Raw genomic sequence first — 14125 nt, 5'->3', positions numbered from 1 at the left:
AAACCCCCGTCGTTCCGCCTGCGCGCGATGCTGGCCGGCATCGCGGCGCTGGCGGTGGTCGCGCCCGCGATCGTCGTGCGTCATGCCCCCGTGCCCGCCCCGCCCGCCTTCGCCGAGGTGCGGCGGCCCGAGCGCGTGGTCGCGCCGACCGAGCTGCCGCAGGTGGAGCCCGTCGAGCTGCAGGACCTGACGCCGCAGGACGCGCGTGCCTACAACGCGACCGTGCCGTTCGTGCGGGGACCCAATCCCGCGGCGCGCCCGTTCCGTTTCTCAGGCGATCCCGCCGCGCGCGACCGCGCCACCGACTGCCTCGCTGCCGCCGCCTGGTACGAGGCGGGGGACGACGCCACCGGACAGAAGGCGGTGGTGCAGGTCGTGCTCAACCGGCTGCGCCATCCCGCCTTTCCGAAGACGGTGTGCGGCGTCGTGTTCCAGGGGCAGGAGCGCAGCACCGGCTGCCAGTTCACCTTCACCTGCGACGGCGCGCTGGCGCGCACGCCGTCCGAGCCGGCGTGGGACCGCGCGCGCAAGGTCGCGGCGGCGGCGCTGTCCGGCGCGGTGTTCCGCAAGGTCGGCTACGCCACGCACTATCACACCGACTGGGTGGTGCCCTATTGGAGCGCCAGCCTGGACAAGATCGCCGAGGTGCACACCCACCTGTTCTTCCGTTGGACCGGGTGGTGGGGCACACCCCCCGCCTTCCGCCGCACCGTGTCCGCGGCGGAGCCGGTGATCCCGCAGCTGGCCGCGGTGTCGCCGGTCCACCGGCTCGCCGGCGCGCTGGAAGAGGCGGAGACCGCGGTCGCTGCCGCGATCCCCTATGTCGGCACCGTGCCGGAGCCGCTGGCCGAAGCGCCCGACACCTATCACGTCGCGCTGACGGGCATCGCGCCGGAGACGTTCCGCAGCCTCGCCGACACCGCCTGCGGCCCACGCGAGCGATGCAAGTTCCTGGGCTGGACCGACAGGCGCCAGCTGCCCGCGGGGCTGGCGGTGACGCCGCCGCAGATGGCGGCGATGTCGTTCAGCTACCTGCGCGACAAGGCAATGGGGTTCGAGCGCGCGCTGTGGAACTGCCAGCAATATCCGCGACCGGATGCCAGGCAGTGCATGAAGCGGCAGGCGGTGCCCACGACGACGCCGGTGCCCGCCGCCACTCCTTCCCCGGTCGCCACCCCGCGCGGTCCCGAGACGCTGGACGGCGTGCGTCGCAAGCCCGACGCGCCTGCCGTGGCGCCGCCGGCGCTGGTGAAGACGAACTGAAGTTCCGTCACCCCCAGGCTTGTCCGGAAGTCCGCTGGGCCGCTTTCTCGCCCTCCGGCGTTCTCGCGGGAGAATGGATACCGGGACGAGCCCGGCATGACGAGAATGCGGCTTACTTGCCGAAGCCGAAGACGTCCTGGTGGAAGCGTCCGTCGGCGATCATGCGCTCCAGCCACGCCGATCCCTGGGCGTGCTCGTCGCCGACCTGCTGCATCTGTGTGCGGATCAGCGTGTCGCGCACCGCCGGCGCCATGAACTTGCCGTCGCCGCACAGATAGATCGACGCGCCCGCCTGCAGCGCGCGCCATACCGCTTCCTGCTGCGCGAACAGCGCGTCCTGCACGAAGCGCCACGGGTGGGTCTCGACCGCGGAGAAGGCCAGGTGCAGGTCGACGATCCCGTCCGCCTGCCACCGCTCCATCTCCTCGCGGCAGAACCAATCGTGGTCGGGATGGCGGCAGCCGAAGAACAGGAGGTTGCGCGCCACCTCCTGCCCCGCCGCCGCCTGCGCGCTGCGCTCCTGGAGGAAGCCGCGCAGCGGGGCGAAGCCGGTTCCGGGGCCGATCAGGATCATCGGCACCGACGCGTCGGCGGGCGGCGCGAAGGGCGGGTTGGGCCGGCGGACATAGCCGAATACGTGATCCCCCGAAGCCACGCCCTGCATGTATCCCGACGCGAAGCCGCGATGCTCGCCCAGGCCCGACCAGGCGGGCGCCGCCATCGTGCCGACGATCAGGTCGGCGACGTCCGCCGACACCAGCGGCGAGGAGGCGATCGAGTAGAAGCGCGGTGCGATCGCGGGCGACAGGTCGACGAAGGCGTCGAGCGACAGCTCCGCCGCCGGATGCGCGTCGAGCAGGTCGAGCAGGCTGGTCCGCTTCGCCGCCACCCGTGCGTCGTAATCCGCCTCGATCACCGCCAGCCCTTCGCGGGTGTGCGGGCAGCGGGTATGCGCGGCGAGGTGCGCCACCGCGCGGCGCGGTGCGGCGTCGGACAGCTCGACGAAGTCGGTCAGCAACTGCCGCACCGTCACCGTCTGCCCCACCGGCAGGTGGCGGAAGCGGCCACCCTGCGCCTCGACGCGGACCTGCGCCGCGGCATCCACTCCCAGCCGCTCGACCGCGCGATCGACCAGATCGGGCCGATTGCGCGCGTACACGGCGACGTGATCGCCGGTGTGATACGCCTGCCCCTCGGGCAACCGCACGCGGATCAGCCGGGTCGACGGGCGCGGCGGCTCCTTCTCGAAGTTCCACAGGCCGTCGGCAGGCCGGACGAGCTCGTCGTTGGCGACGATCTCCAGCCGCTGCGCATGCTCCGGCAATGCCAGCGCGCGGGTCGCCGCGGCGTCGATCGGCGTCAGCGTCAGTGCGGCCTTGGCGGCCGGTTCCGCCGCCGCGCCGAGCGCCGTCCACAGCGCCCGCACGAACGCGGCCACGGCGCCGTCGAAATCGCCCTGCCCGTCCGCCTCGGCCCGCGGCACCAGCAGGGTGGCGCCTGCCCGCTCCACCGCGGCGGCGACGCGCTTGGGGAAGCTCTGGTAATTGGGCCATTGCGAATTGCCGATGCCGAGTACGGCGACCCGCGCGCCCGACCAGTCCGCGTCGTCGAAGGCACCGGCGTCCAGCGCGCGTTCCACTGCGGTGGCGCTGTCGGGCGCGCGACCGTTGTACGTGGCGGTGACGAGGACGATCACCTTGTCCTGCGGGGCCGCCCCGCCCTTGAAGCTCTCGTCCATCGACCGGACCACCACGTCGAAGCCGTCCGCGCGCGCCCGGTCGGCGATCTCCTCGGCGATGTCGCGCGCCGTGCCCAGCGACGAGCCGTAGAGGACAGCGAACTGCTGGCCCGACCCGGCGACGGCGGCCACCACTGCCTGCTCGGTCGCATGGTCCTCCTGCCTGACCGACAGCCGCTCGTGCGGCTGGCGCAGGCGGATGCGCATGGAGAAATCGTCGGGCTTGATCGACAGCGTCTCCTTGATGCGCAGCTTGTAGCTGTGCGGGTCGCTGATCGCGAAACGGCGCAGCAGCATCGCCATCGCGATCTTCGCCTCCACCATCGCGAACTGGCGGCCGATGCAGGCGCGCTCGCCATTGCCGAACGGCTTGTAGGCATGCGGATGCCGCTCCGCCTCCGCGTGCGGCAGCCAGCGGTCGATGTCGAATTCGTCCGGGTCGCTCCACACCGAGGGGAAGCGGTGGACGCCCGGCGTGAAGACGTTGATCGGCCGGTCCCTGCGCATCACGTACCGGCCGCCGATCACCTGGTCCTCGAACGGCGCGACGCTGAACGACGGCGCGGTCGGCCACAGCCGCAGCGCCTCCTTCAGGATGCGCTCGATCACCTCCAGCTTCGCGACCTGCGCATAGTCGGGCCGCGTGTCGCCGGGCAGCACGCGATCGACCTCGGCATAGGCCTGCGCCAGCACGGCGGGATTGCGCAGCAGATAGGCGAAGGCGAACGTCAGCATGCCCGACGTCGTCTCGTGCCCGGCGATCAGGAAGGTGAGCACCTGGTAGCGGATGTTGAGGTCGTCCAGCCCCTCGCCCGTCTCCGGATCGACCGCGGTGAGCATGAGGTTCAGGAGGTCGCGGCCCTCGCCGGGCGCGGCGCGCCGCTCCGCGATGATGCCGTCGACCAGCGCGTTCATCTCCGCGATGTCCGCCTCGTACTGCGCCACCGCCTTGCGCGCGAACCGCTGCTGTATCGGCAGCCGCGTGATCGTGCTCAGCGCCTCCGACAGCGCACGCCCGAGCGCCAGCAGGAAGCTGTCCAGCTCCTCGCGCTCGAATGAGTTGAAGCGGTGGCCAAAGCCGGCGATCGCGATCGAATCCAGCGTCAGCCGCGTCATGTCGTCGGCGACGTGGACGTCGGTGCCCGCGGCGCGCTCCCACTTGGCGACCAATTGGTCGCACACCTCGACGATCATGTCGAAATATCCGCGCATCGCCCGGTTGGAGAAGGCGGGCAGCAGGATGCGGTGCGCCTTGCCCCAGTTCGGCTCCTCGCTGAACGCGGTGAACAGCCCGTCGCCGGCGAACTTGCGCACCACGCGCAGCCCCGGCCCCGGCATCTTGCGAAAGCGGGTCTCGTCGCTCAGCTCGGCGACGAGGTCGGGATCGGTGACGAACAGCGACACGCGACTGCCGAAGCGCAGCTTGAAGATGCCTTCCGGCATATCGCGGCTGACGTTCAGCAGGTGGCCGACCAGGCCCGATCGCGCGATCTGGTGCAGGTGCCCGACGACGGGCAGGCCCGGCGGGGCGGGAACGGTGTAGCGGGTCGCCATGGGGCCTCTCCTCTTCGCGCGTCGTTGCAACACACGGCCGCCGCGGACGCAAGTTGCCGCGACGGAAGGCTGGCGGCGCGCGCCCTGGCGGCGTAAACAGCCGGGATGATGCTTCGTCGCCTCTTCCCGCTTGTCGTCCTGTCGATCGCCGCCCCAACGATGGCGTCGCCCGCACCGGTGCAGGATGCCGCGACCGATCCGAAGTGCGCGACCGTGCGTCCCGCCTTTCCCGCCGGCTTCGGCGGGTGGAGCACGCGCGCGCCGCTGGCCGCCGGGCGCGCGCCGCGTAACGCGCCGGTACTGGCGGTCGGGCGCGGCGTCGACCTGTCGCTGCATCCGCTGGCGCAGGTGCAGCCGGTCGCCGCCTGGGGCCGGGAGGCGGCGGCGGACAGCAGCGCCGGGCTGGCCATGTTCCAGGTCGCCCGCGCCGGCACCTATCGCGTCGCGCTGGGCAATGCTGCCTGGATCGACGTGGTGCGTGCCGGCCGGTCGCTGCCGTCGAGCGCGCACGGCCACGGTCCTGCCTGCACCGGCATCCGCAAGATCGTCGACTTCCGCCTGACGCCCGGCCGCTACGTCCTGCAACTGTCGGGCAGCGCCGCCGCCGCGCTGCCGGTGCTGATCGCGCGGTCGGAGGCGTGATGCTGCTGGCGCTGGCGCTCGCGGCCGCCCAGGTCGCCCCTCCCGCCCCGGTTCCCTCGCCTTCGCCGACCGCGGCGGTGCAGAAGGTGACGCTCGCCACCGAGGCGGGACCGATCACCATCGCGGTAGAGATCGAGCGCGCGCCCGTCACCGCGGCCAATTTCCTGCGCTACGTCGACCAGAAGAAGCTGGACGGCGTCGCTTTCTACCGGGCGATGAACCTGGCTCCCGGCTACGGCCTGGTACAATTCGGCACCCGCAACGATCCCAGGCGCACGCTGCCGCCGATCGCGCACGAGCCGACGGCGAAGACCGGCCTCAGCCACGTCGACGGCGCGATCTCCATGGCGATGGCGAAGCCCGGCACGGCGGCGGGGGACTTCTTCGTCGTGGTCGGCGACATCAAGACGATGGATGCGAGCGCTGCCGACCCGGGCTTCGCCGTCTTCGGTCGCGTCCTGGAGGGCATGGATGTGATCCGGCGCATCATGGCCAGCCCGACGTCGCCGACGCTGGGCGAAGGCGTGATGAAGGGTCAGATGCTCGCCCCCGTCGTGAAGGTCGCGACGGCACGGCGGGTGCCGTGATTTGCGAACCGCGCGTCCGGCCGTCTGAGGCTCTGGCGGCTCGAGCGGCGAGCGCCTACACTCCGGCCGGAAGGAGAAGTCCGTGACCACCCCCCTCTCCGGCCGCACCGACTGGACCGCTATCGGTGCCGAGCAGCTGGCGGACGTCGTCGCGCTGCGCCGCGCGATCCATGCCGAGCCGGAAGTGGGGCTGCACTGCCCCCGCACCACGCAGAAGGCGAAGGCGGCGCTGGCCGGATTGCCGCTGGAGATCCACGATTCGACCTCCACCACCGGCTTCGTCGCGATCCTGCGCGGCGGGCGCAGCGGCGGCGCGGGATCGAACGGGCGCACGGTGCTGCTGCGCGGCGACATGGATGCGCTGCCGATGACGGAGGAGACCGGCCTGCCCTTCGCCTCCACCATCCCCGGTGCGATGCATGCCTGCGGCCACGACGCGCATACGGCCATGCTGTTCGGCGCCGCCAAGGCACTGTGCGCGCGGCGCGAGGAGCTGTCGGGCACGATCGTCTTCATGTTCCAGCCGGGCGAGGAAGGCCACCACGGCGCGCGCCACATGATCGCCGACGGCCTGCTCGACATCGCGCGGCCCGAGGCGGCGTTCGCGCTGCACATCTCGCCCAACGCCCCGGCGGGCGTCTTCGTCAGCCGCGAGGGCGCGCTGCTCGCCTCCACGGACACGGTGCTGGCGACCATCCGCGGCAAGGGCGGCCACGCCGCGATGCCGCACGACGCGGTCGATCCGGTCCCGGTGGCGTGCTCCATCGTCACCGCGCTGCAGCAGCACGTCGCGCGGCGCGTGCCGGTTGCCGACCCGGCGGTGCTGACGATCACGCAGATCCACGCCGGCTCCTCGCACAACATCATCCCCGACACGGTGCAGATCATGGGCACGCTGCGCACGCTGTCGGAGACGACGCGGGGCGAGATGCGCGCCGCCTTCGTCCGCATCGCGGAGGGCATCGCCGCCGCGCACGGCTGCACCGCGGAATGCGGGCTGGAGGAAGGCTATCCGGTCACGATGAATGATCCGCGCGCCACCGCGCTGATGCGCGGCATCGCGGGCGAGCTGTCGGGCGAGCGGGGCTGGTCCGTCATGCCCTCGCCGATGATGGGCGGAGAGGATTTCAGCTACGTGCTGCGCGAGGTGCCGGGCGCCATGGCCTTCATCGGCGTCGCGCCCCCTGGCAGCGACCCGCGCACCAACCCGCCGCTCCACAATACGCGGATGATGATCGACGAGGAGGTGATGGCCACCGGCGTCGCGATGCACTGCGCTGTGGCGGAACGGTTTTTGGAGAACGGCCTCGACTGACACCGCGACCGGAACGTCGGCGACCGCGCGGCTGCGGGCGGCGACGCGCGACGCGCACGACGCGGTGGACGCCGCATTCGGCGGCTTCGATCTTCGCGACGTGTTCGCCTATCGCGCGTTCCTGACCGCCCACGCGCGCGCGCTGCCGGGAGCGGAGGAGCGGATGCGGCGGCTTTCCTTCGCGGGCATGCTGCCGCCCCGCACGCCGTTGCTGGCGGCGGACCTCGCGGCGCTGGGCGGGGTGATGCCGCGGCGGTTGCCGCTCCCCGCGGGCGATGACGCGGCGGCATGGGGCACGCTCTACGTCGTGGAAGGGTCGCGGCTGGGCGGCGCCATGCTGGCGCGCGCGGTTCCGGCGGCGCTGCCGGCCGCCTATCTCGGCGCGGTGCATCCCCCCGGTCAGTGGCGCGCGATCCGCGCCGCGATCGACCGCGCCGGCGTCGGGCAGGACGCGGACTTCGAGGACCGGATGGTCGCCGGAGCGCTGCAGACCTTCGCGCTCTACGCCGCCGCCAGCCGGAGCGGCTGAGGCGGCGCTTCAGCCTTCCTCGATCGGCGCGGTCAGCACCGCGCGCAGGCCGGGTTCGTTGTCGCGATAGTCGACCGTACCGTCGATCCGCTGGACCACCGCGCGCATCATGCGGCTGCCGAAGCCCTCCGTGGTCGTCGCCTTGCCGACGCCCTGGTCGGCGACGACGAGGCGCAGGCGGTTCAGATGCTGGTCCAGCGACACGGCGATCGGCCCGGTAGAGCCGGGATAGGCGTATTTGGTGGCGTTGATGACCAGTTCCGCCGCGATCAGCCCGATGTTCACGGCCCGGTCGGTGGGGATCAGCACGGGCGCGAGATCCGTCGTCATCGCCCGCGCCCAACCGTCGCCGAGCGACGTCTTCAGGTCGTCCAGCAGTTCGGCCAGGTAGCGGCTGAGGTCGATCGTCTCGATCTGGTCGTCGCGATACAGCCGGCGATGCACCAGCGCCACCGCGGACAGCCGCGACCGCGCCTCGGTCAGCTGATCGGCGACGGTGCCCGGTCCCGCGTCGCGCGCCTGGATCGACAAGAAGGAGGAGACGAGCTGGAGGCTGTTCTGCACGCGGTGATCCACCTCGCGCATCAGCAGGTCCTTCTGCGCCAGCGCCGCGTCCTTCTCCGCCACGGTGGCGGAGAGTTCGGCGTTCAGTCGCCGCAGTTCGCCGGCGTCGCGCGTCTCGCGCAGCAGGCGGCGCAGGCGATGCGCCGCCTCCACCTGCTCCAGCGTCCAGCGGCGCGAGCGGCCACGCACGAGCTCCCGCCAGCTCTCGAAGGAGGCGCGCGGTCGCAGCTGCTCGGCGGGATCGTGCGGCACCGCCTTGTGCGGGTTGCCGGCCCATTCCACTTCCTCGACCTGCTCGGCACGCAGCCACAGCAGCGTCGCGTCGCCCACGCGGAAGGCGAGCACGCCTGCCACCGTGCCGAATGCCGCCGCGTCGGGCCAGTCGCGCCTCAGCTCGCGGCTGGCGAGCACCGTGCTTTCGTCGCGGCGCTCGATCCAGCGCGCGAAGGCCACCATCGCCGCCGCGGGCGGAACGTGGCCGATGGCGGTTGCCTCCCCGCCGCGGATCAGAGCAAAGCCGTCCGCGTCGAACATGCGGCGCAATTCCTCGCCGCGAGTGTCCACCACCTGCTCGATCCCCGGAGCGGCAAGCAGCAGCGGGCGCAGCGCATCCTCCTCCGCGCGCAGCGACAGCCGTTCGCGATAGGTCGCCGCCTCCTCCTTGGCGCGGATCTGCCGCGCCAGGTCCCCCGCCAGGGCCGCGGCGATGCTGCGCGCCTCGCGCGGGATCGCACGCGGGCTATGGTTATGGCAGGCGATCAGGCCCCACAGCACCCCCTCGGTCACGATCGAGATGGACGCGGACGCCGCCACGCCCATGTTGGCGAGGTATTGGAGGTGGATCGGCGAGACGCTGCGGATCGCGACGTCGGACAGGTCGGTCAGCTCGAACCCGGCGGGCCGAAGGACCGCGGGCGTATAGCTCGCGTCCGGGATCACGCGGGTGCGATTGCGGACATAGAGCGCGCGCGCCTGCCGCGGGATGTCCGATGCGGGGAAGTGATGGTGCAGGAAGCTGCCGAGTGCCGGATCGCGATCCTCCGCCACCACGCAGCCGGCATCGTCGTCGCGAAAGCGGTAGATCATCACCCGGTCGAAGCCGGTCAGCTCGCGGAACGCCACCGCCGCGCGCTCGCACAGCGCGGCCAGCGTGCCGGACCGGTCGAAACCGGCCCCCACCGCGTCGAGCCAGGCGAGCGTCCGCCCGGCATGGCGGGTGCCGTCGTCCGCCGGCTCCAGTTCGGCCAGGACGTGCTGGCCCGACCGGTGGATCGCCACCTCGTACCCCGCCACCGGCGCACCCACGACGGTGCCGCCCGGCCCCACCGGCATGGCGTCGAGCAGCGCGCCCACGTCCTGTCCCAGCAGGTCGGCCAGCGACCGGCCGAGCCAGTCGTCCCCCAACCGCGCCTCCAGCTCACCGGCGCCCGCCACCACCGTCAGCGACGCCGCGTCCGCGACCAGCAGCAGGCCATGCGGCTGGATCGCGCCGGGGATGTGGATCGGCTCGCGATCGCAGGCGGTAAGATCGAGCGTCGGATCGACGTCGGGATGCGTGGCCATCGACGAGGCTATGGCAGTATCGATGGCCCATCACAATCACCTCGGGCGCTTCATCCATGTTATATTTTGTGGACCGGGCACCGGGCTCCACTGCACCCGGTAGCGGAGCGATGCGGCGATACGTGCACGGGAAAGGAAGCCGGCGACGAGCTTGTCGTATGGGTAGCGCGGCGCCGTTCGCCGAGCCTGCACCAAAGGTGTTCGACGAGGTCGCCGCAAGATCAGCAGGAGACGAGGCGAACCCGCGCCGCCGATCCGCCGTGGAGCTTGCTCGTGCGGTCGCAAGGGAGTGCCGCGCCTATGCCAGCGCCCAATCGATCGTGCCCCGGCCGTGCGCGGCGAGAAAGGCGTTCGCCTGCGAGAACGGCCGGCTGCCGAACCAGCCCCGATAGGCTGCGAGGGGAGAGGGATGCGGGGCGGCGAGCACCAGGTGCCGCCCGCCCGCCGCCACGCCCGGCACGAACGCCGCCTTCTTCTGCGCCGGCGCCCCCCACAGCAGGAACACGCTCGGCGCCGCCCGCGCCGCCACCGCACGGATGGCGGCATCGGTCAACGCCTCCCACCCGCGTCCGCGGTGCGAGGCGGGGCGGCCCGCCTCCACCGTCAACACGTCGTTCAGCAGCAGCACGCCCTGACGCGCCCAATGGTCGAGATGCCCGTGCGCCGGCGGGGCGTGGCCCAGGTCCGCGGCCAATTCGCGGTGGATGTTGCGCAGGCTGGGCGGCACCTTCACCCCCGGCTGGACGGAGAAGCTGAGCCCGTGCGCCTGTCCCGCGCCATGGTACGGGTCCTGCCCCAGGATCACCACACGCACATCGGGCAGCGGGGTCAGCGCCAGCGCGCGGAACCGCTCCGCCGCGGGTGGATAGATCGCGCGACCCGCCGCCTCCGCCGCCGCGGCGTGATGCCGGGCGGCGGTGACCGCCGCGCCGTGGTACACCTCGTCGAGCGCGTCGTGCCACGACGGGTCGATCCGGCCCCACGCGTCGTCCATCGCCGCCTCAGCGGGCGGCATAGGCCTTCACCAGGTCGGTCAGGTAGTCGCGCCCCTTGTACAGGACGTCGACGCGGATGCGCTCGTTCAGGCCGTGGATGCCGTTGCCGTCGGGATCGATCATCAGCCCCGGCACGCCATAGACCGGAATGCCCGCGGGCGCGACGTGGACCGCGTCGGTGCCGCCGGGCAGCATCGTCGGCGTGAAGGGAACGCCCGGGAAATACTTGCGCGCCAGGGTCTGCGCCGGGCCGACCACCGCCTGCGTCAGCGTGACCGGCGGAGCGACGGGTCGGTCGGGCGGCACGCGGGTCAGCTTGATCTTCGGATCGCCGATCGCCTGCGCCAGCGCCTGCTCGGTGCTGTCGTAGCTCTCGCCCGGGATCACGCGGCAGTTGATGTTGGCGCCGGCGCGCTGGGGCAGCGCGTTGTTGGCGTGCCCGCCGTCCAGCAGCGTCGCGACGCAGGTGGTGCGCAGCATGGTGAACAGGTCGGGATCACGCGACAGCAACGCATCCGCCGCCGCGTCCTGCGGGTTCGCCAGCAGCCGCGTCATCGCCGCCCCGGCCTCTCCGCCGCGCTGCCTGGCCGCATTGGTCAGGAACGCGCGCGTCGCGTCGTTCAGGCGGACCGGAAAGCGATAGGCGCGCACCTTCTCCAGCGCGTCGGCCAGCTCGTAGATCGCATTGTCCGGCCGCGGGCGCGAGGAATGGCCGCCGGGGTTCGTCGCCTCGATGCGGAAGTTCTGCACCGCCTTCTCGCCCGCCTGGATCGCGACCAGTTCGGGCTTGCCCTCCGCGTTCAGCCGCCCGCCGCCACCCTCGTTCAGCGCGAACTCGGCGGCGATCAGCTCGGGTCGGTTCTTCGCCAGCCACTCCGCGCCGTTGAAGGCGTAGGTGGTCTCCTCGCCACAGGTCAGCGCCAGCTTCACCGTCCGCTTCAGCTTCGTGCCGTCCTTGCGGAAACGGGCCAGCATGTCGGTGAAGATCGCCGCCTGCGCCTTGTCGTCGTAGGTGCCGCGCCCGTAGAAATATCCCCCCTCCTCGATCAGCGTGAACGGATCGCGGGTCCAGTCCTCGCGCTTGGCCTCGACCACGTCGATGTGCGCCAGCAGCAGGATCGCCTTCGCCTTGGAATCGGTACCGGGCAGCACCGCCACCAGGCCGCCGTCCTTGGGATGCGCGGGATCGGCGAAGGCGGTGAGCTCCTCGTCCCTGAACCCCGCCGCCTTCAGCCGCACGGCCATCTTCGCCGCGGCGTCGGTGCAGCTGCCGTTCGACAGCGCGGTGTTGGTCTCGACCAGCTCCTTGTAGAGCGCGCGGAAGGCAGTCTGGTCTGGCCGCTGCTGCGCCTGTGCCGTTCCCGCCGCCAGGAGCGCGGCCAGCGCGATCATCCTCTTCATCGCGATCCCCTTTTTTCCGCGTCGCCGCGGATGTTCCACAGCGACGGCGCTACGGCAAGCGGCGGACGAAAAAGAGCCCGGTGCGTTGCCGCACCGGGCGTCAAGTGTCGTCCGCAGGAGGAACGTCGGTGGGCGGCGGGCCGGGTGCCCGCCGCCGAACGGGTCAGTAATTGTAGGCGCGTTCGCCGTGCTCGTTGATGTCCAGGCCCTCGGCCTCGACTTCCTTCGACGGGCGCAGGCCGACCGTGGCCTTCAGGCCGAGGAACAGCAGCGCGGAGACGCCGCCCGACAGCACCAGCGTCAGCACGACGGCCTTGATCTGCGTCCACACCTGGCCGGCCATGTCGTAGGTGCCGGTGACGGAGGGGAATTGCGTGTAGTCGAACCATCCCTGGCCGCCGAGCGCCGGATCGGCGACGATACCGGTCCCGATCGCGCCGATGATGCCGCCGACGCAGTGGATGCCGAAGACGTCCAGCGTGTCGTCGTAGCCCAGCTTGTTCTTCACCGCCGTCACGAAGAAGAAGCAGACGGCGGAGGCGGCGAAGCCGAGCAGGATCGACGTCATCGGCGCGGCGAACCCGGCCGCCGGCGTGATCGCAACGAGTCCGGCGACCGCGCCGGAGACCCCGCCCAGCAGCGACGGCTTCTTGTGCACCACTTGCTCAATCACGGCCCAGGCGACCGCCGCCGCCGCGGTGGCGACGAAGGTGTTGATGAAGGCGAGCGCGGCGACGCCGTTCGCCTCCAGGTTGGAGCCGGCATTGAAGCCGAACCAGCCGATCCACAGCAGCGAGGCGCCGATCATCGTCATCGTCAGCGAGTGCGGCGGCATCGGCTCCTGCTTGTAGCCGGTGCGCTTGCCGATCACGAGGCAGCCCACCAGCCCGGCGATGCCGGCATTGATGTGGACCACGGTGCCGCCCGCGAAGTCGAGCGCGCCCCAGCCGTACAGCAGCCCCGTGTCGGTGGGCGCATCGGCGAGGAAGTCCGGACCCGCCCAATACCAGACCATGTGCGCCATCGGAAAATAGACGATGGTCAGCCACAGGACGGTGAAGATGATGAGCGGGGTGAACTTCACCCGCTCCGCGAACGCGCCGACGATCAGCGCGGGCGTGATGCAGGCGAAGGTCATCTGAAAGGCGACGAAGGCGTATTCAGGAATGTAGACGTTGTTCGAGAAGGTCGCGGCGTAGGTCGATGCGCTGACGCCGGCCAGAAACATCTTGCTGAGCCCGCCGACGAAGCTGTTGCCGCTGGTGAAGGCCATGGAATAGCCCCAGCTGACCCAGACGAGGCTGGCGACGCAGACGATCGTCAGCACCTGCATCAGCACCGACAGCATGTTCTTGGTGCGGACGAGACCGCCGTAGAATAGCGCGAGCCCCGGCACCGACATCATCAGCACCAGTGCGGCGCTGATGAGCATCCAGGTCGTGTCGCCCTTGTTCACCATCGCGCCCATCGCCTCCGCGGCCGGTGCGCGCACGGGACCACCCGTCTGCGCCAGCGCCGGCAGGGCCACCGTCGCCGCGATGCCGGCGCCGATCGCGCCGGCGATGTTCGTCATCTGCTTCATCACCACCCCCTTCAAAGCGCCGTGTCGTCGGTTTCGCCCGTGCGGATGCGCACCGCCTGGCCGACGTCGAGGACGAAGATCTTGCCGTCGCCGATCGCGCCGGTGTTGGCCGAGGACTGGATCGCCTCGACCACACGGTCGGCCACGTCGCTGGGGCAGACGATCTCGATCTTGATCTTCGGCACCATGTTCGTGCTGTACTCGGCGCCGCGATAGATCTCGGTCTGGCCCTTCTGCCGGCCGAAGCCCTTCACTTCGGACACGGTCATTCCGGCGATACCGACCGTGGTGAGCGCCTCGCGCACCTCGTCCAGCTTGAACGGTTTGATGATGGCAATGACGAGCTTCATTGCGCCCCCTTTCGCTTGTCCCGTGAGCGTCTTCGCAACAGG

At 71.2% G+C, this 14125-nt stretch carries 11 protein-coding genes; 5 read left to right on the top strand and 6 right to left on the bottom strand.

The genetic code is table 11. The features are described 5' to 3' along the window. Nucleotides 1-27 precede the first annotated feature (27 nt). A complete protein-coding gene (locus tag HBH26_RS10590; RefSeq protein WP_168134556.1) occupies nt 28-1263 on the top strand; it encodes a cell wall hydrolase in 1236 nt (411 codons plus the stop codon). Between the two features lie 112 nt (nt 1264-1375). On the opposite strand, the gene HBH26_RS10585 is transcribed toward HBH26_RS10590, so the two are convergent. Further along, the gene (locus HBH26_RS10585) at nt 1376-4555 is read right to left on the bottom strand and encodes a bifunctional cytochrome P450/NADPH--P450 reductase (protein ID WP_168134555.1); all 3180 of its coding nucleotides are present in this window, start codon (nt 4553-4555) and stop codon (nt 1376-1378) included. Nucleotides 4556-4660: 105 nt separating this feature from the next. Here HBH26_RS10585 and HBH26_RS10580 point away from each other — a divergent pair, with 105 nt between their 5' ends. The 4 genes from HBH26_RS10580 to HBH26_RS10565 all read left to right on the top strand — a co-directional run bounded on the left by HBH26_RS10580 (nt 4661) and on the right by HBH26_RS10565 (nt 7628). Next, nucleotides 4661-5197, top strand: a complete 537-nt coding sequence (locus tag HBH26_RS10580; protein WP_239024704.1) for a homogentisate 1,2-dioxygenase — start codon at nt 4661-4663, stop codon at nt 5195-5197. Then, complete coding sequence (locus tag HBH26_RS10575; protein ID WP_168134554.1) at nt 5197-5784, top strand: peptidylprolyl isomerase; 588 nt, start codon at nt 5197-5199, stop codon at nt 5782-5784. Before HBH26_RS10580 ends, HBH26_RS10575 begins: the two co-directional genes overlap by 1 nt. A gap of 82 nt (nt 5785-5866) precedes the next feature. Beyond that, nucleotides 5867-7099 (top strand): amidohydrolase, encoded by a 1233-nt coding sequence (locus tag HBH26_RS10570; RefSeq protein ID WP_168134553.1) that lies wholly within the window; start codon nt 5867-5869, stop codon nt 7097-7099. A 64-nt stretch (nt 7100-7163) separates the two neighbouring features. After that, complete coding sequence (locus HBH26_RS10565; RefSeq protein WP_338057323.1) at nt 7164-7628, top strand: heme oxygenase-like domain-containing protein; 465 nt, start codon at nt 7164-7166, stop codon at nt 7626-7628. A 9-nt stretch (nt 7629-7637) separates the two neighbouring features. Here HBH26_RS10565 and HBH26_RS10560 read toward each other — a convergent pair whose 3' ends face one another. The 5 genes from HBH26_RS10560 to HBH26_RS10540 form a co-directional block, all read right to left on the bottom strand. Further along, nucleotides 7638-9755: a histidine kinase dimerization/phosphoacceptor domain -containing protein gene (locus HBH26_RS10560; protein ID WP_168134552.1), complete on the bottom strand. Its 2118-nt coding sequence runs from the start codon at nt 9753-9755 to the stop codon at nt 7638-7640. A gap of 298 nt (nt 9756-10053) precedes the next feature. Beyond that, entirely contained in the window at nt 10054-10770 is a 717-nt protein-coding gene (ung, locus tag HBH26_RS10555) for a uracil-DNA glycosylase (protein ID WP_239024703.1), read from the bottom strand. Beyond that, nucleotides 10757-12151: a M20/M25/M40 family metallo-hydrolase gene (locus HBH26_RS10550; protein WP_168134551.1), complete on the bottom strand. Its 1395-nt coding sequence runs from the start codon at nt 12149-12151 to the stop codon at nt 10757-10759. Before HBH26_RS10550 ends, ung begins: the two co-directional genes overlap by 14 nt. A gap of 163 nt (nt 12152-12314) precedes the next feature. Then, complete coding sequence (locus tag HBH26_RS10545) at nt 12315-13733, bottom strand: ammonium transporter (RefSeq protein ID WP_168134550.1); 1419 nt, start codon at nt 13731-13733, stop codon at nt 12315-12317. Nucleotides 13734-13744: 11 nt separating this feature from the next. Next, nucleotides 13745-14083: a P-II family nitrogen regulator gene (locus tag HBH26_RS10540; protein ID WP_168134549.1), complete on the bottom strand. Its 339-nt coding sequence runs from the start codon at nt 14081-14083 to the stop codon at nt 13745-13747. Nucleotides 14084-14125 lie beyond the last annotated feature (42 nt).

It is taken from the genome of Sphingomonas corticis (assembly GCF_012035195.1).
GTDB lineage: Bacteria > Pseudomonadota > Alphaproteobacteria > Sphingomonadales > Sphingomonadaceae > Sphingomonas > Sphingomonas corticis.
This window is presented reverse-complemented; position numbering and strand designations above follow the sequence as displayed.